The 23,484-nt window shown below is 50.7% G+C and carries 20 protein-coding genes; 16 read left to right on the forward strand and 4 right to left on the reverse strand.

Annotation, left to right across the window (positions count from 1 at the left end):
* Positions 1 to 210: 210 nt before the first annotated feature.
* The 4 genes from QWI17_RS07180 to QWI17_RS07195 form a co-directional block, all read right to left on the reverse strand.
* On the reverse strand, positions 211 to 1,722 hold the full coding sequence (locus QWI17_RS07180; RefSeq protein WP_302721836.1) for an exonuclease domain-containing protein: 1,512 nt from the start codon (positions 1,720 to 1,722) through the stop codon (positions 211 to 213).
* Positions 1,723 to 1,753: 31 nt separating this feature from the next.
* Positions 1,754 to 2,188: a thioredoxin TrxC gene (gene trxC, locus QWI17_RS07185; RefSeq protein WP_302721837.1), complete on the reverse strand. Its 435-nt coding sequence runs from the start codon at positions 2,186 to 2,188 to the stop codon at positions 1,754 to 1,756.
* Positions 2,189 to 2,353: 165 nt separating this feature from the next.
* Positions 2,354 to 3,571 carry a BNR-4 repeat-containing protein gene (locus QWI17_RS07190; RefSeq protein ID WP_302721838.1) on the reverse strand — a complete coding sequence of 406 codons (1,218 nt, stop codon included), beginning with the start codon at positions 3,569 to 3,571 and terminating at the stop codon, positions 2,354 to 2,356.
* A gap of 17 nt (positions 3,572 to 3,588) precedes the next feature.
* Positions 3,589 to 4,776, reverse strand: a complete 1,188-nt coding sequence (locus QWI17_RS07195) for a glycoside hydrolase family 88/105 protein (RefSeq protein ID WP_302721839.1) — start codon at positions 4,774 to 4,776, stop codon at positions 3,589 to 3,591.
* Between the two features lie 486 nt (positions 4,777 to 5,262).
* On the opposite strand from QWI17_RS07195, the gene QWI17_RS07200 reads away from it, so the two are divergent.
* The 16 genes from QWI17_RS07200 (at position 5,263) to QWI17_RS07275 (ending at position 23,463) form a co-directional block, all read left to right on the forward strand.
* On the forward strand, positions 5,263 to 6,834 hold the full coding sequence (locus tag QWI17_RS07200; RefSeq protein WP_302721840.1) for a sulfatase family protein: 1,572 nt from the start codon (positions 5,263 to 5,265) through the stop codon (positions 6,832 to 6,834).
* Positions 6,835 to 6,869: 35 nt separating this feature from the next.
* Positions 6,870 to 8,525, forward strand: a complete 1,656-nt coding sequence (locus QWI17_RS07205) for a sulfatase-like hydrolase/transferase (RefSeq protein ID WP_302721841.1) — start codon at positions 6,870 to 6,872, stop codon at positions 8,523 to 8,525.
* A 180-nt stretch (positions 8,526 to 8,705) separates the two neighbouring features.
* The gene (locus QWI17_RS07210) at positions 8,706 to 9,863 is read left to right on the forward strand and encodes a Gfo/Idh/MocA family protein (RefSeq protein WP_302721842.1); all 1,158 of its coding nucleotides are present in this window, start codon (positions 8,706 to 8,708) and stop codon (positions 9,861 to 9,863) included.
* Positions 9,864 to 9,893: 30 nt separating this feature from the next.
* The gene (locus QWI17_RS07215; RefSeq protein ID WP_302721843.1) at positions 9,894 to 11,282 is read left to right on the forward strand and encodes a divalent metal cation transporter; all 1,389 of its coding nucleotides are present in this window, start codon (positions 9,894 to 9,896) and stop codon (positions 11,280 to 11,282) included.
* Between the two features lie 32 nt (positions 11,283 to 11,314).
* On the forward strand, positions 11,315 to 12,406 hold the full coding sequence (locus QWI17_RS07220) for a Gfo/Idh/MocA family protein (protein WP_302721844.1): 1,092 nt from the start codon (positions 11,315 to 11,317) through the stop codon (positions 12,404 to 12,406).
* Entirely contained in the window at positions 12,381 to 12,587 is a 207-nt protein-coding gene (locus QWI17_RS07225) for a hypothetical protein (protein ID WP_302721845.1), read from the forward strand. The genes QWI17_RS07220 and QWI17_RS07225 overlap by 26 nt, the downstream gene beginning before the upstream one ends.
* Before the next feature lie 329 nt (positions 12,588 to 12,916).
* A complete protein-coding gene (locus QWI17_RS07230) occupies positions 12,917 to 14,311 on the forward strand; it encodes a family 43 glycosylhydrolase (protein ID WP_302721846.1) in 1,395 nt (464 codons plus the stop codon).
* Between the two features lie 240 nt (positions 14,312 to 14,551).
* Positions 14,552 to 15,454 (forward strand): LysR family transcriptional regulator, encoded by a 903-nt coding sequence (locus tag QWI17_RS07235; protein ID WP_302721847.1) that lies wholly within the window; start codon positions 14,552 to 14,554, stop codon positions 15,452 to 15,454.
* A 114-nt stretch (positions 15,455 to 15,568) separates the two neighbouring features.
* Entirely contained in the window at positions 15,569 to 16,192 is a 624-nt protein-coding gene (locus QWI17_RS07240) for a flavodoxin (RefSeq protein ID WP_302721848.1), read from the forward strand.
* Positions 16,179 to 17,174, forward strand: a complete 996-nt coding sequence (locus QWI17_RS07245) for an XdhC family protein (protein ID WP_302721849.1) — start codon at positions 16,179 to 16,181, stop codon at positions 17,172 to 17,174. The genes QWI17_RS07240 and QWI17_RS07245 overlap by 14 nt, the downstream gene beginning before the upstream one ends.
* Positions 17,164 to 17,787, forward strand: coding sequence for a nucleotidyltransferase family protein (locus tag QWI17_RS07250; protein ID WP_302721850.1), 624 nt, complete (start codon positions 17,164 to 17,166; stop codon positions 17,785 to 17,787). Before QWI17_RS07245 ends, QWI17_RS07250 begins: the two co-directional genes overlap by 11 nt.
* A gap of 21 nt (positions 17,788 to 17,808) precedes the next feature.
* Complete coding sequence (locus QWI17_RS07255; RefSeq protein ID WP_302721851.1) at positions 17,809 to 18,264, forward strand: (2Fe-2S)-binding protein; 456 nt, start codon at positions 17,809 to 17,811, stop codon at positions 18,262 to 18,264.
* Between the two features lie 9 nt (positions 18,265 to 18,273).
* Positions 18,274 to 20,547, forward strand: a complete 2,274-nt coding sequence (locus QWI17_RS07260) for a xanthine dehydrogenase family protein molybdopterin-binding subunit (protein ID WP_302721852.1) — start codon at positions 18,274 to 18,276, stop codon at positions 20,545 to 20,547.
* An 18-nt stretch (positions 20,548 to 20,565) separates the two neighbouring features.
* On the forward strand, positions 20,566 to 21,696 hold the full coding sequence (locus QWI17_RS07265) for a cupin domain-containing carboxymuconolactone decarboxylase family protein (protein ID WP_302721853.1): 1,131 nt from the start codon (positions 20,566 to 20,568) through the stop codon (positions 21,694 to 21,696).
* A 20-nt stretch (positions 21,697 to 21,716) separates the two neighbouring features.
* A complete protein-coding gene (locus QWI17_RS07270; RefSeq protein ID WP_302721854.1) occupies positions 21,717 to 22,988 on the forward strand; it encodes a DUF418 domain-containing protein in 1,272 nt (423 codons plus the stop codon).
* Between the two features lie 25 nt (positions 22,989 to 23,013).
* Positions 23,014 to 23,463 carry a nuclear transport factor 2 family protein gene (locus QWI17_RS07275; protein ID WP_302721855.1) on the forward strand — a complete coding sequence of 150 codons (450 nt, stop codon included), beginning with the start codon at positions 23,014 to 23,016 and terminating at the stop codon, positions 23,461 to 23,463.
* The last annotated feature ends 21 nt before the right edge of the window (positions 23,464 to 23,484 follow it).

A 23,484-nucleotide genomic window follows, 5' to 3' on the forward strand; every position in this document is an offset into this window, starting at 1 on the left:
CTTGCTTGGTCTACTGCTAGGCTTGGCGACGCAATCCAAGCGCGTTGTTACAAATCAAGGATTTTGGCGAAGTCTTTTTAAACGCCAGAAAAGCGTTAAATGTCAGTGCGTGGTGCGTCCGGTGAGATTTGCGTCGCCACACATTGTTCAAAATGTAGAGATTGTACTGCACTGATTATTTAGGTCGCATTGCACGACTCGGGTTTGTGTTCAGTCTGTCAGCGCGATTATCTCTATGCCATAGGCACCTTGCAAAACCACTTTAACCAGATAACGGTATAGATCCCGATCAAGCATCGGCAATTCAGCTTCGGTCGATTTGAGCATTTCTTGAACACCCCGAGCGGTGATCGGACCTTCCCCCTGATGTTGTTGTAGCACGCACCAGTTATCGACAAGAAATACCGTATATTGTGTAGCTGCATCTGGCGTAATTTGATTTTCTAGCAGTGCAACCGGGCCATCATAGGGCCATGCTTGCAATGCTAGCGCCCCTAACGCTTCCATTAGCAGCACGTTGTGTTGTAAAAAATTGAACTCGCCGGTGCATAAGCCACGGCAACGATGCAGTTGTTTTCCCATACAAGGTGAGTGGCTAATATCCGCATAGGATTTTTTTGAGTTGCTCTCGCCAAAATTTACTAGTACATGGTCACACAGGCCGTTTGATTTTGCGCAATCATTCAAGGCACTCTTGGCTTTTTTAACAGAGGGAAACAACCCATACATTTTTAAACCACGAGATGCATCTTGTGCCTTTGTCACACGGGGCCAAAGTAAGCCTGAGGGGTCTTCACGTAATTGTATTGTGTAGAGTGTACTCAGTCGACGTAGGCGCCGGTTATACAAAGGCTGCTTTGATTTTATTTCATTCGATTCGAGTAAAAGGGCACTTAACTCGCCAGTGGTGGTTTGAGTTTCGATATGGCGTATTTGTTGGCACATGGCCATGGCTTTTTCGCTGGCTTTGTCACCGGTAAAATGCGACATAACACGTTTGCGAATATTAATACTTTTACCGATATACAGAAGGCTGTCGTTCTCGCCAAAAAAGTAGTACACGCCAGCGCAGGTTGGTAGCTCGTCTAACGCCGTAGCGGAGAGCCCCGGCGGCAAGCTGGGGCGGCGCGTTTGTTGTTGAACCGCGGCCATAAAGTCTTCCGGCGACTTGTCCTTTTGCGCGGCACACATAAACTGATAAGTCGCGCGGGCGTCTGCCAATGCACGATGGCGCGCGTCGGTTGCAATATTAAACCTATCTATTAAGGTTTCCAGGCTGTGGCGCTTGTGCTCAGGGTAAAGCGCTCGCGACAATTTTACTGTACATAACAACTCCAGTTTAAGTGGGTAGCCTAAACTGGCAAACGCGTTGCGGATAAATCCGTAATCAAAGCGAACATTGTGAGCAACGAACGTTTTACCTTCAAGGCGCGTGATAATGTCTTTAGCCACTTCCTCAAACAGTGGCGCATCGGCCACCATATCATCGGTAATACCGGTTAGCGATTGAATGGTGCGGGGAATGGGTACTTGCGGGTTGATAAATGTGCTCCACTCACGAACCCCATCGGCATCGACCTCGACAATGCCAATTTCGGTAATGCGGTCGCGGCCCGCGCTGCCGCCGGTCGTCTCGATATCGACAATAGCCAGTGGTTTGTCTAGCCCAGGAAATAGGTTTGGGATACGGGACAGTTCCATTGCGTCATCTTTAGTTGGCATACGGCGCTATCTAATTGTGACTGGATTAAGCCTAGGCCAATGTTTCATGCAACCACTTCAGAAACTCGGGGTAGGGTAGACTGCCTGCTTGCTGTGCGATGGGTTGCCCTTGCCTAAAAACCATCAGAGTGGGAATGCTGCGAATACCAAACTGGGCAGCGGTTTGTTGCGCCTGCTCAGTATCGACTTTGATAAATCGAGCCATAGGTTCGAGTGTTTGCGCGGCCTTGGCGAATGCCGGCGCAAAGCTCTGACATGGCCCGCACCAGGTGGCCCAGAAGTCGACCACAAGAGGCAGCTGTTCTCTATTTACCCAAGTGTTGAATTGGCTGTCATTGGCCGTAACCGGAGCGTGGGTGTAAATTGGCTCATGACATTTACCGCATTTGGGGCCGTCGTTAAGCCGAGCGGCGTCGATTCGGTTTGCCGTTAAGCAGTGAGGACAGAGTGTTTGAATTTTTTCCATTGGCAGGGGCTGTATACGTAGCGGAGAATGAACGCTCAGTCTATACCAATGACTGTGTCCATCGCTACAACCTCTACTGTATAGCCACCTCGAGCGCTGGCCCCAAGGGTTGCGCATAATAAGTATATGCGCAAGCCCAAGGGTGGTGGTGAGCAGTGTTACGAGTTACTGAGCGCTAACGTCTACGCCCACGGTATCCAGATAGTAATTGGTGTAGGTATTGAACTGCCCACGCGACCAAAGTATGAGTTTGGTGTCCCCTTCGCTGACAACCATGGGGCGAATATTGTGGCGTTTATCGTCGAAACTAATCCGTTGCCAGTCAACATTGTTTGTCGTGTCAGTATCGGCGATTCGCGCTTTAAAGATTTGATGTTTTCCGCCCAGAGGCTCGCCTGAGTTAGGATCGACATCGGTTGATATGACAACGTTTGATGGGTCAGTGGGGTCGAGAGTGATAAGCCCTGTGTAGCTTGCTTCACGCTCATACAACCGAGTACCGGCAAAGGCGACTTCGCGGTCAATCCATTGGCTGCCGTCCCAAGACGCTATACGGTAGCGTTGATCGGTGTTACTCAAATAAAGTGAGTAGGCGATATGTGGGTGGCCCATAGAATCGATTGCTACTGAGCTGGTCCAGGCACTTTTCTCCGCACTCAGTTTATGGCCTCTAAAGCCACCGCCTCCACCCGCGAATATTTTTTCGGCTTCGGATGGTTTCAGTGGGCCATCCTCGTTAAGGTTTTTAATGAAAGTGCCATCGGCCAGATAAAAGTTACCGTTGCGAAACTCGGCGTAGTAAATACTGGTACCGTAATCCCGCGGGTGGGCATCGGTAAACGAAATGCCAATCGTATCTTTGCCGTTGCTGGTGTAACGGGTGTAAGGGCGGTGGCGGCCTTCAACCTCATTTTGGATGAAATGTTGCTCTTTACCCCAAGTGGCACCGTGGTCAGTTGATACAACCATTGTGGGGTTCCAATCGATGCCCCGATAAAAATTGTATAGTTTGTCATCCGCACTCAAATGGTACAGGTTCATGTAGGTCACCGCATCACTGTACTCAACGGTTTGCTCTTCACCCCAGTTCAAATAATCCGACTTTTCGGAGATTCGGTAGTAGTGAATGTTTTCCGTGCTATGACGCGCATAAACGGTCAGTACACTGCCGTCCGGGCGGGCGTAAAATACGGGAGAATTGTGGTCGTCGTGATCGAATTGATCGTGGACAGTGGTTCGGCCGAGTAGGGCGTCGGCCTTCAAGTCATAAACACCAACAGCCGCGTCTCCGCGGCCGTTGCCGGCAACACCACCTATGAGCAGCTTGCCGTTGTGAATAATGGCTCGCGGGTCCTGAAACCAACACCAGCCGCTGTTGTACATATAGGTTTGTACATCAGTTATCTTTTTTTTTGGGCTTTCTCGGGCGTCAGCATTTTGTATAGCTCACTGCCGGCGGCGAGGAATGCACCAACGCCATACACTTCGGTGTAGTCAGCGAAAGAGTCGCCAGGCGCCGCGCCTACCGGTTGAACATGACCCAGTAGCCCTTCATCGGTAACGGCTCCCGTCAATGCTTGCCATGCCCGTAACACAGATGGCTCATAGGTATCGCGATCTAGTATGCCTTGATTGATACCCCAGCTGAGGCCAAAGGTAAAAAAGGACGTACCACTGGTTTCAATAATGGGGTAGCCCTCGGTGCCACCTAGCAAGCCCATCGACCAGGTGCCGTCTGCACGCTGAATTTCAAGCAGTCGAGCCGCCATTTTTTTGTAGAGCTCAACGTAGAAATCTCGACCTTCCCAGTCTTTAGGTAAATCCGGAATCATCAGTGCCAGGCCACCAAAAACCCATCCGTTGCCCCGGGCCCAAAAGATATCTTCGCCGTTCTCTTCTGAATGCTTGAAGAAGCTTGAGTCACGCCAGAACAAATGATCTTTCTCGCTCCACAGCAAATCATAGGTGGCGTGATATTCCCGGTCCATAAAATCGAGGTATTTTTGGTCGCCAGTAATTTTAGCCATGCGGGCCCAAACTGGAGGCGCCATAAACAAAGCGTCGCACCAGCCCCAGCGATCGTGTGCGTGGGTATTTTCTGCTTCCCACTCTAAGGTACCGGTTTTGGGGTTCGCCATAATCCAGTCTAATTGCTCCCGGGTAGGTTCGAGCATAGCGGGATCGTTAAAATCTTCGTACAGGGCGAGATAAAACTGGCCAACAGTGTGATCGTCGGCATGGTAAGGGCGTTTATGCAGTTTCCAATCATTGCGCTCGCCAATATCCTTAAGCCACTGGGTGTACTTTTCAGGATTATCGGCCACTTTACGCCACTGGTTCATGCCAGCGTACAGTGCGCCGTGATGCCACTCCAGGTCGTGATATTGCTCACGATTCGCCCAATCCGGTGGGTTTGTGGGTAGAGCTCGGTACTCACCTTGCTGGTAAAAAGTGTCGATTTGCCAATCCGCCACCTTTTGCGTAAGTGCTTTTACCGATTCAGGGGAGGGGGTATTTACTGTATCGGTAGGCATGGGGGAGCAGGCACAAACCATACTCCAAAGTAGCGTTAACAGCAGAATGCGCATTGGGTAACCTCATCGTTATTGCTTTTTATTTGATCCTCGCCCGTTTAAGCCAGGTCGATCGCATAGTGGTATTATATTACTAATGGGTCTTCAATATAACAATCGCAAATCTGTAATGCATCGATATCGTTCTGCGCCCACACACATTCGAAGGTCGGCTGTTGGTGTTAAATTCCGTTTTGTGTGAGTGAGCCGTGCCTGGCTACTCGTAGCCGCAGCCCTCGGCATACCGCGTAATTACAGGAAGAGCTACCCGAGTATATACACGCGGAACAACGCCATAAAGGGGCACTACTGCTGCTAACCATTCCCTGTAGCGATTGACCTTTCTTTACCTACAGAGGCTGAAAAACTATAACATTAACGGCTAGTATTGAAGCCCTAGTCACCCTTACCGCGATACGGGGCCGGGGTGAGGTGTGCTACTGGCTTCGGTAACATCCGCGGCCTTGGCACATAATAATTAAAACGATAATGGATTTTCTCATGTTTATACAATGGTTCCAGCGGCTCTTGCCCGGATTGCTCTTGTGCGTCGTCTCACACACCTACGCCGCCTCCGAAAACACACCCATGAATGTCATCTATATCCTCACGGATGACCAGCGTTACGACGAAATGGGTTTTATGAATAAGCGCCTTAACACTCCGAATATGGATAAGCTGGCAAACGAGGGCGTTCACTTTCGCAATGCGTTTGTCACCACAGCACTGTGCTCACCCAGCCGGGCGAGTATTTTAACCGGCCAGTACATGCACAATCACGGTGTGGTAGATAACAATAACCCCGCGCGTGAAGGTACCGTTTACTTTCCGTCCTATTTGCAGAAAGCCGGTTATGAAACCAGTTTTTTCGGCAAATGGCATATGGGGGGGCATGGCGACGAGCCACAGCCTGGCTTTGACCACTGGTTGAGTTTTGCCGGCCAAGGGCATTACTACCCCGTAAAAAGATCTAACGGTGAAGTAAATCAGTTCAACATCAATGGTACCCACGTGCCGCAAAAGGGCTATATTACTGATGAGCTAACCGATTACGCCTTGGGCTGGCTTGACAGCAGAGAAAGTAGTAAGCCGTTTTTTATGTACCTTTCGCACAAAGCCGTTCACGCCGATTTCAAACCTGCGCCGCGCCATAAAGACCAGTACGCCGATGTCGACATTGAAGTGCCGGCCAGCCAGGCAAACACGGAAGAAAATTATCACGGCAAACCGATGTGGGTTAAGAATCAACGCAACAGTTGGCACGGCGTTGATTTCCCATATCACAGTGAGCTTGATGTTCAGGAGTACAAACGCCAATACCATCGCACCCTTTCTGCGGTGGATGACAGCATTGGTCGCATCTTAACGTGGCTGGAAGACAACGGCATGGCCGATAACACAGTAGTGATGCTGATGGGCGACAACGGCTTTATGTTTGGCGAGCACGGCCTGATCGACAAACGCAATGCCTATGAAGAATCCATGCGCGTGCCACTGCTTGCCTACGCTCCTGGTTATCTACCAAAAGGAAAAAAGGTCGACAACATAGTGGCTAACCTTGATATTGCTCCCACTGTGCTGGACATCGCCGGCGTTACCACAATGCCAGAGCAATTCGAAGGCGCTAGCTTTCTTCCACTTGCGCAAGGCAAGAGCGTGGAGGATTGGCGCGAAGAATTAGTCTATGAATACTATTGGGAATTCAATTACCCGCACACACCGACCACCTTTGCCCTGCGCTCAGATAAGTACAAGCTAATTCAGTACCATGGCGTATGGGATACCGAAGAGCTTTACGACCTGGAAAACGACCCTAAGGAAATGAATAATTTAATCGAGTCGCCAGAGCACCAAGAACTCATCGCCCAAATGCGGCATGAATTGTTCTTAGGCATCACCAACTCCAACGGAGAGAATGTTATTCCCTACACGGAAAAATATACCCCCGGCGCGGTATACCGCGAGAAAGACCGCTCCGAGGCCGCCGATTTTCCCGAACGTTGGAAGCGCAAGGAGGGTGACAAAGTGCTTAGGGACTTCCTAAAACCTAAACCCAAGCATTTAGTAAATTAGCAAAGGAACAGGGCGCGTGAGCGCCCTGTATTCGTATGGCCAAGTTAATTTTATTCAGACCCGTCGCAATCCTTTACTTACTGATAGCAACAGGAACCTCTGCAATTGCGCAACAAGTACCTCCCAATATTCTGTTGCTGGTAGCTGAAGATATGGGCCCCAGAGTCGGTGCGTTTGGTGATCCAGTAGCTAAAACGCCTACACTCGATAAACTGGCCCAGCAATCTTTACGCTACCCAAACACCTTCACCACCGCGGGTGTATGCGCGCCTAGTCGTGCGGCATTAATAACCGGCGTAAATCAAGTCGAGCTTGGCGCTCAACATATGCGGACCAGCAGCTCCCCCATTGGAGAATATTTGGCCGTACCGCCACCAGAAGTGAAAGCATTTCCTGAGCTTTTGCGTAAAGCGGGATATTATACTTATATTACTGGTAAGCTAGATTATCAATTTAGCCGTTATGGAGCGAATACTGGCCCATTGACGATTTGGGATAAAGAAGGCGTTGCCTTAGATTGGTTGCCAGACAAATTGAGCCAGCCATTTTTTGGCATGTATCACTTTGGCATCACCCATGAAAGCAGAACTTTTGACAAACACTATAACGCAAACCTCGTTAAACAAAAGGTGCAGGACTCTACGGCTCAATCCGAAGTTAAGGTTCCTCCGTATTACCCCGATACAAAAATTGTACGGCGCGACATTTCCCGTATCTACAACAATATTCAAACCATGGATTTCCAAGTGGGTAAGTTGCTCGACCAACTTGAGTCTCGTGGTTTATCAGAAAATACAATAGTCATTTGGACTACAGACCATGGGGATGGTTTACCGCGAGCAAAGCGAGAGCTCTATGACAGTGGTATTAACGTCCCACTGATAGTGCACACGCCTAAGCGTTACCGGAGTTCAATGAGAAGTGATATCGGAGTAGACAACCAGCTGATCAGCTTCGTCGACATCGCGCCCTCCATACTCAGCATGGCGGAAGTTCCAACCCCGTTTTATATGGATGGTAAAGCTCGTTTGACTCATTCAAACGCGCCTAAACGAGAGTATATTTACGCAGCAAAAGACCGGTTAGATGAACACCTATTTCGTGAGCGCGCAGTGCGTTCAAAGCAGTACAAGTTAATTCGCAATTACTTACCCAATAAACCTGGCGCCGTTAGGCTTAGTTACCGCGAACAGCAAGCGTTGATGGGGGAACTTTGGCGCTATATGGACGAACACGCCATAAATCCCGCTCCAGCCATCGCCCATTGGTTTAATGCTCGCCCCGAGTACGAACTTTACGACGTGAGCATTGACCCACACGAGATTAATAATTTGGCGGCCAAGCCAGACTACGCCAACATTTTGCGGCAAATGCAAGGAGCACTTAACGATTGGCAGAGTAGGGTACTCGACAAGGGGCTAATTAGTGAATCAACATTAAGACAGGAATTTTGGCCAGGCGGCAAACAACCGGTAACGGCGGCCCCAACGGTTAGCCGAACCTCCGGTGGGGCGGTCGCGTTAACCAGCCATACCGAAGGAGCCTCCCTAGCGTACCAATTCGAAGGCGAAGATATTTGGCGTGTTTATACGCTCCCATTTACGGCACCAAAGAATGGAAAGGTGTTGGCAAAGGCGGTACGCTACGGCTATGGGCCCAGCGAGGTTGTCGTGGTTAAGGCTACCCGCTAGTGGTGACCATTCGTCGGCTAACGCTGACTGACACATATATGGAGCGTTGAGTCAAAGACATGTTTAATGCAGTATGACTAAGCGCTCTCGCAATACACATACGTATTGTGCAACATTGAATGAAAGCGTGTTGCTAACAAAATATATAATTTAAGTACTCCCGATTGAGGACAATTCGCCATGAGCACAGCCACTAACCCTGTACGCCTCGGCATTATTGGGCTTGGCAATATTGGGCAGCAGCATATTCAACACATTCAGACAGCGGTAACGGGTGGAGAGATTACCGCTTTGTGCTCCCGCCAGCCAACGTCAATCGCGGGTCTTGAGTCCGTCCAACACTTTAGTGACTACCGCCAACTTATAGACTCGGGGTTGGTCGATGCCGTTCTAATAGCCACACCCACCATGGCTCACTTTGAACAAGCAAACTACGCGTTGGCAAAAGGCCTGCATGTACTGATTGAAAAACCCATTGGATTATCCTGTCACGAAGGCGAACAACTTCTTAAACAGCATCAGTCGGAGCAACAGGTTTTTGCGCTCATGCTAAATCAGCGCACGGACCCCTTGTTTGTTGCTATGAAGGAACAAATGGATAGTGGCCGCATTGGCGCTATCCAACGCACACATTGGACCATGACCAATTGGTTTCGCCCCGAAGTCTACTTCCAGGTTAGCGATTGGCGCGCCACATGGAAAGGCGAGGGCGGTGGATTGCTCTTGAATCAGTGCATTCACAATTTGGATATTTTCCAATGGATCTGCGGCCTGCCTGTTTCGGTGCGAAGTTTTTGCAGTTTTGGTAAATACCATGACATTGAAGTCGAGGATGAGGCGACAGCGTATTTGCGCTACCGCAATGGTGCCAGCGGCCTATTTGTTGGCTCTACCGGCGAAGCACCGGGCATTAATCGATTTGATATCGTTGGCGACCTTGGCACCTTGAGTTTTGACGGTGACCGACTAACCCTTTTCACTAACAGCGAATCGACAAGCGGATTTTGTAAATCAACCCGTGACATGTTCGGCACTCCAGCCGTGACTCGCGAAGACATTACCCCAGACCGTCAGGTAAATCAGCACGCGCGGGTGATTCAAAACTTTATCGACGCGATTCGCGAGCAAGCACCTTTGATTGCTCCGGCTGAGCAAGGCCTGCACTCACTCGCATTGGCTAACGCCATGTTACTGTCAAGCTGGGAGAATACTGAGGTCGACCTACCGCTTAATAGTGCCCACTACCAAAAAGTCCTCGAACGACACATCGCGCAGTCTAGCCTGCGTAAAAAAGCGAACATTGACGTTTCGATCGATATGAATAAGTCTTATCGCTAAACACTCTAACAATAACAGCAGCGGAATTTTATGAGCGACTCTTCAACCGATTCAGCCACACTCGGTCAGTCCGACAACGAACAGTCTCAGCTACTCGCGGATATTGCCAAGCGTCCGCCTCTGGCGCGCGCAGTCGGCTATGTACGTCTAAGTGGCCCCGGTTGGCTGCAGGGGGCGATGACCCTTGGCGGTGGCAGCGCTATTGCGTCGCTAACCATTGGCGGTGTGTATGGTTACGAGCTGCTCTGGGTGCAACCATTGGCCATGTTAATCGGCTGCATCATGTTGTTTGCGCTTTCGCACCAAACATTGACCACCGGCGAGAGGCCTTTTAAGGCCATGTCCCGCATTCACCCAGCACTGGCTTGGGGCTGGGCACTGGCTGCGCTGGCATCCAGTATTATCTGGGGATTTTCGCATTACCCGTTAAGCGCCGGCATGGCAGAGGAAGTGGTCACGGTAACCACGGGCTTTCAGTTAGACGATGGCAACGCTCGGGAGTTGTACCTGTTTGCACTGGCCATTATTGTTTGGGCGTTTTGTGCCTACACCGCCTGGCACTACGGCAAAGGCGGAAGTACCGTAAGGCTGTTTGAAAACGGTATTAAATGGCTGAGTATCTTGACTGTGCTCGCCTTCGCTTTCGTCGTGGTGACCGCGAGTTGGAACGGGCAGGTCGATTGGTTGCGGGTATTGCACGGGTTTGTGCCCGGTAACCTACCAACAGACTCGGACGGGGTAATGACCATCATGGCGGCACTGGGCGCAGCCGTTGGCATTAACATGACATTTGTTTACGGCTACACACTTCTGAACCGAGGCTGGGGTAAAGCGCAGCGCGAGCTCTCGCGCTATGACATTATTATGGGGCTGGTATTGCCTTATGTGCTGGTGACAAGTCTTATTTCGATTGCCGCCGCAGGCGCCTTGAGCAGTATTGATACCGATATCAGTGGCAAGCTCAGTCCCGCGATGGCAAGTCAGATTTTTGTGCAGGCAGGGCTCGGTGAAGTGCCGGCTCGATTAATTTTTTCCCTGGGCATACTAGGAATGGCTGTGGGCTCGTTGGTTATGCACATGCTGACCTGCGGTTTTGCCGCAAGCGAAATGTTTGGTTGGCCTACTAATAGTCTACGCTATCGGCTGGCTTTGCTGCTGCCCACTCCGGCGGTACTCGGCGTATTTGTCTGGAGCAGTATGGGAGCTTATGTGGTATTGCCAACCTCGGCCATCTGCGGGGTACTTTTGCCCATCGCCTACATTGGCTGGCTGCTGTTGAATAACCGCCGCGACTACCTTGGCGATGACATGCCCGCGGGTCGCAAGCGGACTATATACAATGCCGCCATGTTGCTGTGTATTCTCACCGTTATTGCCAGTGTTCTGTATACCACCAGTGTAAAATTGGGTTGGCTGTAATACCGCGCAGAAAAGATATAAAGAGTAGGGTAATGAAAAAACATATCGACGTGAAAGACGGTGCTAACTACGCGCCTACAGCGGAAAGCGAAAAAGTCGTTGCCGAAGGCGAGTTTCAATTTGCAGTTGCGCACCTGGACCATGGCCATATTTACGGACAAACCAATGGCTTAATCGATGCGGGGGGGACTTTAAAATATGTATACGACACAGACCCCGCGCGAGTCGAGCAATTTGTCCAGCGCTACCCGCAAGTGCAAGTCGCGAGTGATTTTCAGGAACTGCTCGACGACCCAGATATAAAACTGGTCGCAGCGGCTGCAATCCCCAATCAACGCGCTAGCATCGGTATAGAAGTGATGCGCGCCGGTAAGGATTATTTTACCGACAAAAGCCCCTTTACGACCCTGCAACAGTTAGAACAAGTGGAGAAAGTTGTAGCGCAAACAGGGCAAAAGTACATGGTTTACTACTCCGAACGGCTGCACAACGATGCCGCCTGGCGAGCGGGGGAGTTAATTGCAGAAGGTGCCATCGGGCGCGTGATACAAGTACTCAACCTGGCGCCGCACCGGCTGGCAAAATCAACCCGGCCCGCGTGGTTTTTCGACAAGCAACAATACGGCGGTATTCTTACCGATATTGGCAGCCATCAGGTTGAACAATTTCTTACCTACGCCAACTGCAAAAGTGCCACTGTAAATTATGCCCGTGCAAGCAACTTGAATAATCCGGACCGGCCCGGCCTGGAAGATTTTGGTGAAATATCTCTGACTGGCGATAATGGCAGCTCCTTTTACACCCGTGTTGACTGGTTTACACCAGAGGGTCAAACCAGCTGGGGCGATGGGCGAACCTTTATTGTCGGTACTGAAGGTAGCTTGGAGCTGCGCAAGTATCTGGATGTAGGGCGGCAAACGCCCAGCTCGAAGCTATTACTGGTAAATGCAGAAAGGGAGCAAGAAATTGAATGCCTTGATCAAACCGGCTTTCCGTTCTTTGGCCAACTCATATTGGATGTAATGAACCGCACCGAGCACGCCATGACTCAGGCTCACGCCTTTAAGGCGGCCGAGCTTAGCCTACAAGCGCAACTCCTTGCCGACGCAACAACGCAAAACTAACGCAGCAAAGGCGCTTTGGCCCATTTTCTATGTCGTAGAAAGTAATCGCTTTGCAGCCGGCTGCCAGCAGCTTGAGGCCAGAAACCTCAATGTTCGCTCGGGTGGTAGCAGCAAACTGTTGGAGAGCGTCAATACCAAAGATGAGCACGAAATCACTTACGACATAGCCGCTGGCGTTTAATAAATTAGCCACCTTCGATAGCACCGGAGGTGGCTTTTTACTTTAGTGGGGTGCGTCGCACCGGGTGCACCGCGAGAATTCAAACTCTTCTATTGCAGATCATGCTTAACTCCCCGACGTTGCCATAGCCGTCCCCATAGATCCACTTCCCCAATCCCGCCTACAGAGCGACTGCGCGAGCGATCACAGTGGCAGAATTAGCAACCTTGCACCAATTCCAGCATTACTAGGCATAAAGGAAAATTTCTGTTAATGTTATTATTGTAGGACAATATGACAATAAAAGTTACGGACAACGAAACCTTACATAATGATAAAAGAGGTTGTTTATGCTTTCTTCCGTACGTGATATTGCGCGTAAAACGGCTCGAGTTGGACTTTTGAGCTTGATTAGCTTTAGCAGCATTGCCAGCGCGCTGAACCTATCCGGTATTACTAACTCTCACGATCCATCCACCCTGGTAAAAGACGGTGATACCTATTTTCACTTCACCACCGGTGACGGTGTCTGGTATTCGCGCTCTACCGATATGGTGAACTGGGGCAACCCGGGTACCGTATTCAACAGCGGTTGGCCTAGCTGGATCAATAATGCCGTCCCCGGGTTTGGCGGCCATTTTTGGGCGCCCGATATTATTCAAATGGGCGACTACTTCTACCTGTACTATTCGGCATCAAGCTTTGGTAGTTCTCGCTCTGCCATCGGTGTTGCGCGTACCGCCTCGCTAAAAAAACCAAATTGGGAAGACCTGGGGCCAGTGGTGCAGTCTTATGGTGGTAATAATGAGATTAACGCTATTGATGCGGCCTTATTTCGTGATCACGACGGTCGAGTGTATATGTCTTACGGTTCGTGGTTTGGTGGCTTAGGTGTCGCCGAGGTAAATCAGAGCACCGGTAAGTTGTCTTCATCGGTACAGCATATTTTTGGTGGAGGGCATCAATCCATCGAGGCGCCTTACATTACCCGCAACGGCGATTACTACTACCTGTTCTTTACCCGCGGCAACTGCTGTCAGGGCGTAAACAGTACCTACCGGGTACAAGTGGCGCGCTCAACCAGCGTGTTTGGCCCTTACACAGGCGAGCGCAACTTAATGCCCAATGTCAGCGGCAACCGTAAAGGCCCTGGCCACGTTGGTATTATTAAGCAAGACGGTTGTAACTACACCACCACGCACTACTACGACCTAAACCAGAATGGCACCGCTAAATTAGACATTCAGCGCATGGATTTTGTCGGTGGTTGGCCAACCATGACCAGCAACTTCAACTCGATCCACAGTTGTGGGGGTTACAGCGAAGGCCTGTACCAGTTGCAGTCGCGCAACAGCGGTAAGGCACTGGAAATTGAAGGAGCGGTTACCGACAACGGCACGACGGCGGTACAGTACGACTTTAACGACTGGCTGCACCAGAAGTGGTATTTGGTTGATCACGGTACGGGTACTTACAGCCTGATTAACGCCTGGAGCCAAAAGAGCCTGGACGTATGGGAGCAAAGCTCAGCCAACGGCGCTGATATCGCTCAGTGGGAATACTGGGGCGGCCCCGGACAAAAATGGCGCTTGAACTCAGTCGGCAGCAATATGGTTGAGATTGAGTCCGACATGAGTAACAAGCTGTTGGACGTCAGCGGGCGCAGTACCGCCAATGGCGCCAACGTGTTGCAGTGGCAGCGCACTGGGGCCAGCAATCAACACTGGCGCTTGTTACGTCAATAGTGGCAACGTCCTAAAAGTGCGATGAATTAGAACATTAGAAAAGGAGAAGGCCGCTCTTGCAAGATAGGAGCGGCTTTTTATCACCCAAGGGTAGCGCGCACTAGTGAGAACGTGCACAGCTAGAGGAGTCATAGACAACCTGTAACTTCAGCTGAAAACAAAACCAAGAGTAAATTCAGAAAAATGCTATAGTTTGAAAAAACTCATAATACCAAACACATAATTTAGCATGATTCAATAATGGCTTCAAAAAACAGTTATAGCGAGTTACTCGCATTCATCGAAATAGCTCGTGAGGGCAGTTTTACCCGGGCGGCGGCAAAAATGGGGATTTCAACCTCTGCATTAAGTCACGCCATTCGGGCATTGGAGACGCGGTTAGAAGTACGCTTGTTAACCCGCACCACCCGCAGCGTCTCGACCACCGAGGCGGGCGAGCGTCTGTACCAGCGGATCGCCCCGCACTTTGATGAAATTGATTTAGGCCTGGAGGCCGTGCGCGAGCAGCGTGAAAAACCCGCCGGCACGGTACGTATTACCACCGCCGAGCACGCGGCCAATAGTATTATCTGGCCTAAACTTGCCAAAATTCTGCCGCTGTACCCGGATATTACCGTTGAAGTATCTGTTAATTTCGCCCGTACCGACATCGCCGCCGAGCGCTTTGATGCCGGTGTTCGGCTGGGTGATGAGCTAGACAAGGACATGATTGCGGTGCGCATTGGGCCCGATCAACGCATTGCCGTCGTAGGCTCGCCGGATTATTTTGCCAAACACCCCAAACCCGCTACCCCTTATGAGCTAACCGAGCACAGCTGTATCAACCTTCGCTTGCCCACCCACGGTGGACTTTTGCCTTGGGTTTTTGATGATAAAGACCGACGAGAATTCAAGGTAAAGGTCTCCGGGCAGTGGATTTACAACAGCGTCAGTCCCATTGTGCGCGCGGCGCTGGCCGGACAGGGCCTGGCCTATGTACCGGAGGATACGGTACTGGAGCATATAAAAGCCGGGCGATTGGTGCGTACACTAGACGAGTGGTGTATCCCCTATACCGGTTATCACCTTTATTACCCCAGTCGAAAACAAGCCTCTGGGGCTTTTCCTATCATTGTTGAAGCGTTACGCCACAAAGAGCCATGATTATACAGTGGCAACTCGCATTAATGAGTTTTGCTCAACAACGTATCCCTATTTTTGATCTTGTCTGTTGCCGCCTTGGCTTCTACTATCTCTTAAACCCTTTAAGAGGAGCCAATGGTGCTACCAAGACGGCAACTATTAACACGGCTGATGTCGCTACCCCTATTGGGCGCACTGGGTACTCTGGCCAGCAAAACCACTGCTTTGCCTGATGTAAAGCCACGCCAAAGCACCACGTTAATCGCCTACTTTACCCGCTCGGGCAACACACGGGTGGTGGCCGAGCAGCTTGCACGGAAGCTAAACGCCAACATGTTTGTGATTGCGCCCGCCACACCATACCCCGCTGATTACGAGGCCAATGTCGAGCAAGCCCGCCGAGAGCGAGATGCGGGCTATCAACCACCACTCAAGCAACGGGTTCCCGGTTTCAGTGGTTATGAGCGGGTATTTATCGGGTTTCCGATCTGGGGGATGACCGCACCGCCGGTAATTCGCTCATTCCTGGCGCAGCATGATTTAACCGATAAAACCCTGGTACCTTTTATTACGCACGGTAAATACGGCTTGGGCGACAGCGTGACCGTGCTTAAGCAGCTCGCACCTCGGGCAACGATTCTTGATGCTTATTCACAAGAGTGCGACCAAGAAAGAGATACCATGAATCAGGTAAATTCATGGCTCTCCAGGTTGAGTGCCGACTCTAATCAACACGAACTTACTCATGCAAAATCTTGATAAACACGTTATTTCACAGGCGCTGCAATGGCTACACAACGATGAGCCGATCTGGCTGTGCACCGTACTGGCCACCTTTGGCTCGTCACCGCGCGAGCCCGGCTCGTTAATGGCGGCCACATGCGATGGTCAGCATGTGGGCTCACTCTCAGGCGGGTGCGTAGAGGAGGACTTTCTGCAGCAACTGGGTGACGGGCGCTTCCAAAAGCCGGTCGAGCGAATTCGCTACGGCGCCGAAGGTAATATGGGCAACAATCGGGTTACCTTACCCTGTGGCGGCAGCCTAGATGTATTAATAGAAAATCTCGCGTCCACGCCAGAGAATACCGAGCATCTGCAAAACCTATTGGCGACCCTAGATGGACAAACGGTCAAAACACGCCGAGTGATTCTCGATGATTCAAAACAAAGTAGCGGCGCATTATTACTGCACGATCAGCCCCAAAGCGAGCGCGTCTGGCTAGACCCGGATGAGCGGTTTGTGGATATCCGGGTGGGGCCGGTATCGCGCCTGATTATCGCCGGCGTCTCAAGCGTGTCTATCTATTGCGCCGAGTTTGCCTTAGCAATGGGGTTTGAAGTGATCGTTTGCGACCCGCGCGAAGAGGCCTGGGCGAATGTTAACGTTCCGGGAATACGCGCAGAATACCTACTCCCCTCACTGTTTATCGCAGCAGCGGATAACTGCCATCATGCGACCGCCATTGTTGGTTTAACCCACGACCCACGAATTGATGACTTGGCATTAATGGAGGCGATCCAGACACCGGCTTTTTATATTGGTGTGATGGGCTCTCATAAAACGTCACAAATCCGTGCCGAGCGTTTGCAGCGCATCGGCGGTTTAACCGCGGAGGAAGTTGCGCGTATTCATATGCCAATTGGCCTGGCGCTTGGCAGCAAAACACCCGCCGAAATTGCGTTGGCCGTTATGGCCGACATACTGCGAGTGCAGCGGGGCAAAGAGCGCCATGAGCTTTAATAATACCGATGCTCAAAACGATCAGGTGGTGGCTTTAATCGTCGCGGCAGGCTTCTCAACTCGTTTTGGTAATAACGATAAACGCGCTGCCAAACTTAACCGGCAACAAACGCTGCTGGCGGCCAGCTACCACTGTGCCGCCAGTTTTTTTAAAAACGTCCGGGTGATTATTCGCGATGACGATGATATGAGCACTCTGGGCTTAGCGCCCAATACGCCGGCATACCGAACACCGCATGCGCGACAAGGGCAGGGCGCCAGTATGGCGGACGGCTTTAGGGCACTACTGGCAGACAAGACTCTGAGCGATATGCAAATTGCCGCTGTTTGGCTGGGCGACATTCCCCGTATTACGCCAAACACCTTGATGCAATTATCTTGTAAAGCAAACGCAAATAACATTATTCGGCCAACCTACGCTGGCCAAGTGGGTCACCCGGTATTTTTTGGCCGCCGCTTCTGGCCCGAGCTTGCCGAGCTTGGCGGCGACAAAGGTGCCGTGGAACTGATCAAGCAACACCAAGCGTTTTACCGGAAGGTAGAAGTGGATGATTCAGGAATATGCCGTGACATTGATACACAGGACGATTTAAAAAGCTTTCAATTCCGTTAGCGTCAACCAGAGGAACACGCTATGCCAACTTACACCGTGACAATTAATGAGCAAAAACGAAACATCGAAGCCGATGCCGATACTCCGTTACTGTGGGTCCTGCGCGACGAACTCCAGTTGGTGGGCACTAAGTTCGGTTGCGGTATCGCTCAGTGTGGCGCCTGTACGGTTCACGTTAATGGCAGCGCCATCAGATCCTGTTCGTTTCCGATCTCAGCTATTGGCGAGAGTAAAGTCACAACGATTGAAGGCTTGTCAGAAAACGGCGACCACCCGGTTCAGCAGGCATGGTTAGAGTATGATGTGGCGCAGTGCGGTTATTGCCAAGCCGGCCAGATTATGTCGGCCGCTGCACTGCTGGCGCAAAACGCTAACCCAGATGATGCAGCCATCACTAGCGCCATGTCTGGCAATATTTGCCGCTGCGGAACCTACGGGCGTATTAAATCGGCCATTAAAACAGCGGCTAAAAGCTAGGAGGCACAAATGAACAGTGCAACACAAAATCTTGCAAGTAAATTAAAAACCTCACTAGGTCGCCGCAGTTTCTTAAAAGCCGGTGCTGCAGCGGGTGGTGGGTTAATGATTAATTTTAGCTGGGGCGTTGTGCCCACCGATGCCGGTGATGCCGCTGCTGGTATGATTCCCGACCAACCTTTCGAGCTTAACGCCTACTTGTTGATCGCCTCATCAGGCGAAATTACCGCCATGGTGCCGAACCCGGAATTTGGCCAAAACTTAATGACCTCTATGCCCATGATTTTGGCAGAAGAGTTGGACGCTGACTGGAAAAGCATTACCGCAAAACAAGCCAACTATGATGCCCGTGCCTACGAGCGGCAATTCACCGGTGGCAGCCAATCGATACGTCGCGCCTGGCAAAGTCTACGCATGGCCGGGGCCAGCGCAAGGCATATGTTAATACAAGCCGCCGCGCAGCAGTGGCAAGTACCCGCTGGCGAAATTGCGGCTAAAAACAGTACGTTAACCCACGCTAAAAGCGACAAACAGAGCAGTTACGGTGCGATGGCAGCTGCCGCATCGCAAATGCCCACTCCCGCCGAAGTCAACTTAAAAGACAAAAACAGTTTTAAGTTGATTGGCAAGTCACGTCACAACCAAGAAGGGCAAAAAATCGTCACCGGCCAGCCACTATTTGGTATCGACTATCAAGCCGAGGGCATGAAAATCGCCATGATCGAACACCCACCGGCTTTTGGGAAAACCATAGAGTCGGCCAACCTCGACGAGATCAAAAAAATGTCGGGTATTGTGGATGCCTTTATTTTTGAGTCCATGAAACCCGACTACCAAAAAAACTATTTTGATACCAACGCCTTTCCCCGCCTAATCGCCATTGTCGGTGATAAAACCTGGCAGGTTATGAAAGCGAAAAAAGCACTAAAAGCCCAGTGGAAAGATCTTTCCTCTCGCACAGAAACCATGAACGCCTTTGGCCGTGAGGTAAGCGTGACCATCCCCGGCGGGCTGGAAAACACCACTGATCACGGCAAGAAAATGGATCAGGCCTTGGCGGGTAAGCTGGATACTCTGCGCGAGGATGGTGACGTGAAAAGCGCTTTTGATTCGGCGGAAACCGTCATTGAACGCACCTACCGAGCGCCCTATCTGGCCCATAACACCCTGGAGCCGATGAACTTCTTCGCACAAATCACCGGTGACGGCGTGCATGTGGCAGGCCCTTTACAGGCACCGGTGTTTATTCAAGACACACTGGCGAGTCGTTTGGGTATCGTCAAAGACAAAATCCACATCGAGTTCACTCGCATGGGCGGCGGTTTTGGTCGGCGTGCCTACTCGCACTATTTAGTCGAGGCCGCCGTTATCGCAAAGCAAGTAAAGGCACCTGTGAAACTGATTTATTCCCGTGAAGACGATATGACCATGGGCATCTATCGCCCAAGCTATACCGTGCGCATTAAGGCCGCTTTAGACAAAGACAACAAGCTTGTCGCCTACCATGTGAGCGGTGTGGGTTTGGCCGAGCACTGCGTGCATGAAAACCGGTTTCCGGCCGGCGCGGTCGACAATTACCTGGCGGAGGGCAAAGCCATTGACTCCAACATCACCATCGGCGCATTTCGGGCTCCGCGCTCGAACTTTATGGCATCAGCCGAGCAATCGTTCTTAGACGAACTAGCTGAGGCCGCAGGTGAAGATCCTATCGATTTTCGCCTGGCGCTGCTGGAGCGAGCGAAAAACAACCCTGTGGGCGACAACAACGACTATGACCCGGCGCGTTATGCTGGCGTGCTAAAGCTGGTTCGCGAAAAGTCTGACTGGGACGCCATGCCCAACACAACCCACAAGGGCGTCGCAGCTTACTTTTGTCACAACTCCTACGCCGCGCAGGTTATTACCGTTAAGCGAAGGGAGGGCGAGCCTAAAGTAGACAAAGTATACAGCGCGCTCGATTGCGGCATCGTCGTCAATAAAGATTCCGCCATCAATATGGTAGAGGGGGCTGTGATTGACGGCATAGGCAATGCACTGTTTGGTGAGATGACGTTTACCAATGGCGTGCCAGACAAAAAGAATTTTGACCGTTACCGACTGATTCGTATGAATGAAATGCCAAACAGTATTGACGTGCACTTTGTAGATAATTCAATAGATCCAACAGGTTTAGGTGAACCACCTTTTCCACCGGTATTTCCGGCTCTTGCCAATGCGCTTTATCAGGCTCAGGGCGAACGTCTCTACCAGCAACCTTATTTTAAACCGAAGAAGCCATCGTAGGATCATAAGGAGCATTGAGTGCGAATTAAAACAAAGGTCTATAAAGTCCCGATAACAGCTATTGTATTGGCGGCTTCTGCCTGCAGCTGGGCAGCGTCTGAGCAAATTGTTAGTGCTAGCAATTCATTTACTGTGGTAGAGGCGCCTGCCGATAAGTTTACGGGTGAGGCAAGCTTTACGCGCTTTCCTGTGATGCCTTCAGCGGGTGATGTTGCCCCGACGGTAGTTAACTTTTCTGCCGGCGCCCGCAGCAACTGGCATATACACCCTAACGGCCAGTACTTGATTGTTATTGAAGGGGAAGGGCAGACGCAACAGTGGGGCAACCCCGTACAAACGATTCGTGCGGGCGATACGGTTTGGTGCCCACCGGGCGTTAAGCATTGGCATGGCGCCAGCGAACACAGCGCTATGCGCCACATTGCGATTAGCCCTGTGGCAGGCGAGGGTGAGTCCGTTACTTGGCTGGAAAAGGTAGAGCTAAAAAATACCGAAAAAGATATTGAAAAAAGTAAATATAAGGCTTTAAACGATCGACAGGCGGCGATCGTCCCCATTGCGGCGCTTACTGCGAGCGGTCAGCTCGACAAGCTCAGATTGGCTTTACACCGGGCGTTGGACCAGGGTTTGACGGTCTATGAGGCTCGTGAGGTAATGATTCAATTGTATGCCTACGCCGGCTTTCCTCGCAGTTTAAACGGTTTGAATACCCTGATTGCGGTTATTGATGAGCGAGCAGAGCAGGGGCTGGAGACAACCACAGGTAAAGACGCCAGCCCACTGCCTGCCGACTACGATGCCAACTCCGTCGGCAATAAGGTTCGCAACGAGATTACCGGCCGGGATATGACCAACAACCCCAGTGGTTATGCTCAGTTCGCGCCAATGATCGATGTGTTCTTAAAAGAACACCTGTTTGGCGATATTTTTGTACGCGACACCTTAAATTATAAAGACCGCGAACTGGTCACCATCAGTGCTCTGGCTGCCATGAGTGGCACCGATGCTCAGCTCAACGGCCACCTTCGGGTATCCTTAAATGTGGGTTTAACACGCGATCAGTTACAGGGTTTTGTTGACGTTCTACATAACACAGTCAGCGAGCAGTCAGCGCAACGCGCTCAAATTCTTCTCAACTCCATTCAGTAAGAAGCCCAGAAAATTTGTCGATGAGTGAAACATCTATGTCAGAGTCTTTGTCATCCCCCCTTAAGCGTATTAGCGCATTAGATGCACTGCGTGGCTTTGCCTTGCTTGGCATTATCGTTATGCATATGCTGCAACAATTCGGCTACAGGTTGCCCCCTTCAACGGAAGCGGTCCTCCATTTTCCGCAGCTAGATGCGGCAGTACAGTGGATCGGCAGTAACATCGTTATGGGCCGCTTTATCAATATTTTTGCTTTTCTGTTTGGCATGAGCTTGTTTATTCAAATTGATAAGGCCGCCCAAAAAGGCATAGACTTTCGAGGTCGTTTTGTCTGGAGAATGCTGCTTCTGATGTTTTTCGGCTTGTTCTGTCATTCGTTTTACAGCGTCGAAATCATCTCTGTCTATGCGCTGTTTGGCATACTCCTGCTCGCGCTGTACCGGGTAAAATCATGGGTGCTGCTGGTTTTATGTGCCGCACTCATTGTGGGGGCGCCTCGCATTGCTCAGGTCTACCATCACAATCAACAGCTACCCGATCAGCCGACTCTCATAGAGCAAGAGGGCACCACCGAGCCCAAGGTTACGAGAGAGCAGCCCGAGCACATCGCTAATCCATCTTTTATTAATTCGGCCAAACACAATTATGCCGAGCGCTTAGAAGGCAAGCTTAATTACCAGTTTGGTTTTATTGGCCGCGGCTATGTCACTTTTGCGTTATTTATTTTAGGTTTATTGGTAGGGCGCAGTCGATTTCTGGAACGGGCGCATCAACATCCAAAGCAATTGCTGCTGATGTTTGCGGGCTTCGCCGCGGCCACGGCCGCCATAAGCGTATTACAAGCATTGATGCCCGAGCAAAATACACGCGTGTTTTTTAGAGCCGAAGGCGTCTATTTATCGGGGTGGCTTGTTCTGGCGAAGACTCTTAGTGACATAAGCTTAATCACATTTTCCGGTGCTTTAGTGAGCGGTTTTCTGGCCCTGTATTACTCCGAGCGCTTCAACCAATACCTGGAGCTACTGGCGCCTTATGGTAGAACGGCCCTGACTAATTACATTATGCAAGGCGTCATCGGCTGTATTTTGTTTGCGCCCTGGGCACTGGGCTACACATTCGGCCGATGGGGGGCATTCGGCTTGGTCACTTTGGGGTTATTAATTTATATCGTTCAGGGTGTTTTTAGTTATGTATGGCTTAAGCACTACTTATACGGCCCGCTAGAGTGGCTGTGGCGCAGCGGCACCTATTTATCACTTCAACCCTTTTCAAGAAAGACACTCAATCGGTAAACTTTATTAATGACGGGAAATAATCATGTTAAAACACATTGCACCACTCTTACTGCTAACAATATTCGCGACCCACGCTATTGCCGAAGAACCTATAGCCACCGAACTTAAAGCGTTATCGGCGCAAAAGTGGGTTTGGATGGCCGATAAAGACGTAGAGAAATTGGAAATTCTTTTTCATGATAAAGCAAAGTTTGTCCATATGAGCGGCAGCTGGAAAAAAGATCGAGAATTAGAAATTATTAAATCCGGTAGCATTTGGTACAAGAACGCCAACGTGCACGACATTGCCGTTGAGCTATTTGGCGACACGGCTATTGTCTGGAACCGAATCACTCTGGTTGCCGTCGTGCGTGGCAAAGAGGTATCCAACGAGTTTACAGTGACAGAAGTGTATCAGCGGCAAGAAGATGATTGGAAAATGTTGGATTTAACTTTTAGCAGCGTAAGAGACTCCCACGCAATTGAACACTAGTAGGAACACGCCTTCTCGCTA

Source organism: Gilvimarinus gilvus (assembly GCF_030518155.1).
Lineage (GTDB): Bacteria > Pseudomonadota > Gammaproteobacteria > Pseudomonadales > Cellvibrionaceae > Gilvimarinus > Gilvimarinus gilvus.

Bases quoted from the DNA above. Each gene is read 5' to 3' on its own strand.
- QWI17_RS07210 (WP_302721842.1), top strand. From the start codon at position 8,706: ATGAGCACAGCCACTAACCCTGTACGCCTCGGCATTATTGGGCTTGGC.
- QWI17_RS07215 (WP_302721843.1), top strand. From the start codon at position 9,894: ATGAGCGACTCTTCAACCGATTCAGCCACACTCGGTCAGTCCGACAAC.
- QWI17_RS07205 (WP_302721841.1), top strand. From the start codon at position 6,870: ATGGCCAAGTTAATTTTATTCAGACCCGTCGCAATCCTTTACTTACTG.
- QWI17_RS07190 (WP_302721838.1), bottom strand. From the start codon at position 3,571: ATGTACAACAGCGGCTGGTGTTGGTTTCAGGACCCGCGAGCCATTATT.
- QWI17_RS07245 (WP_302721849.1), top strand. From the start codon at position 16,179: ATGCAAAATCTTGATAAACACGTTATTTCACAGGCGCTGCAATGGCTA.
- QWI17_RS07200 (WP_302721840.1), top strand. From the start codon at position 5,263: ATGTTTATACAATGGTTCCAGCGGCTCTTGCCCGGATTGCTCTTGTGC.
- QWI17_RS07235 (WP_302721847.1), top strand. From the start codon at position 14,552: ATGGCTTCAAAAAACAGTTATAGCGAGTTACTCGCATTCATCGAAATA.
- QWI17_RS07250 (WP_302721850.1), top strand. From the start codon at position 17,164: ATGAGCTTTAATAATACCGATGCTCAAAACGATCAGGTGGTGGCTTTA.
- trxC (WP_302721837.1), bottom strand. From the start codon at position 2,188: ATGGAAAAAATTCAAACACTCTGTCCTCACTGCTTAACGGCAAACCGA.
- QWI17_RS07220 (WP_302721844.1), top strand. From the start codon at position 11,315: ATGAAAAAACATATCGACGTGAAAGACGGTGCTAACTACGCGCCTACA.
- QWI17_RS07195 (WP_302721839.1), bottom strand. From the start codon at position 4,776: ATGCGCATTCTGCTGTTAACGCTACTTTGGAGTATGGTTTGTGCCTGC.
- QWI17_RS07255 (WP_302721851.1), top strand. From the start codon at position 17,809: ATGCCAACTTACACCGTGACAATTAATGAGCAAAAACGAAACATCGAA.
- QWI17_RS07180 (WP_302721836.1), bottom strand. From the start codon at position 1,722: ATGCCAACTAAAGATGACGCAATGGAACTGTCCCGTATCCCAAACCTA.
- QWI17_RS07230 (WP_302721846.1), top strand. From the start codon at position 12,917: ATGCTTTCTTCCGTACGTGATATTGCGCGTAAAACGGCTCGAGTTGGA.
- QWI17_RS07275 (WP_302721855.1), top strand. From the start codon at position 23,014: ATGTTAAAACACATTGCACCACTCTTACTGCTAACAATATTCGCGACC.
- QWI17_RS07270 (WP_302721854.1), top strand. From the start codon at position 21,717: ATGAGTGAAACATCTATGTCAGAGTCTTTGTCATCCCCCCTTAAGCGT.
- QWI17_RS07240 (WP_302721848.1), top strand. From the start codon at position 15,569: ATGGTGCTACCAAGACGGCAACTATTAACACGGCTGATGTCGCTACCC.
- QWI17_RS07260 (WP_302721852.1), top strand. From the start codon at position 18,274: ATGAACAGTGCAACACAAAATCTTGCAAGTAAATTAAAAACCTCACTA.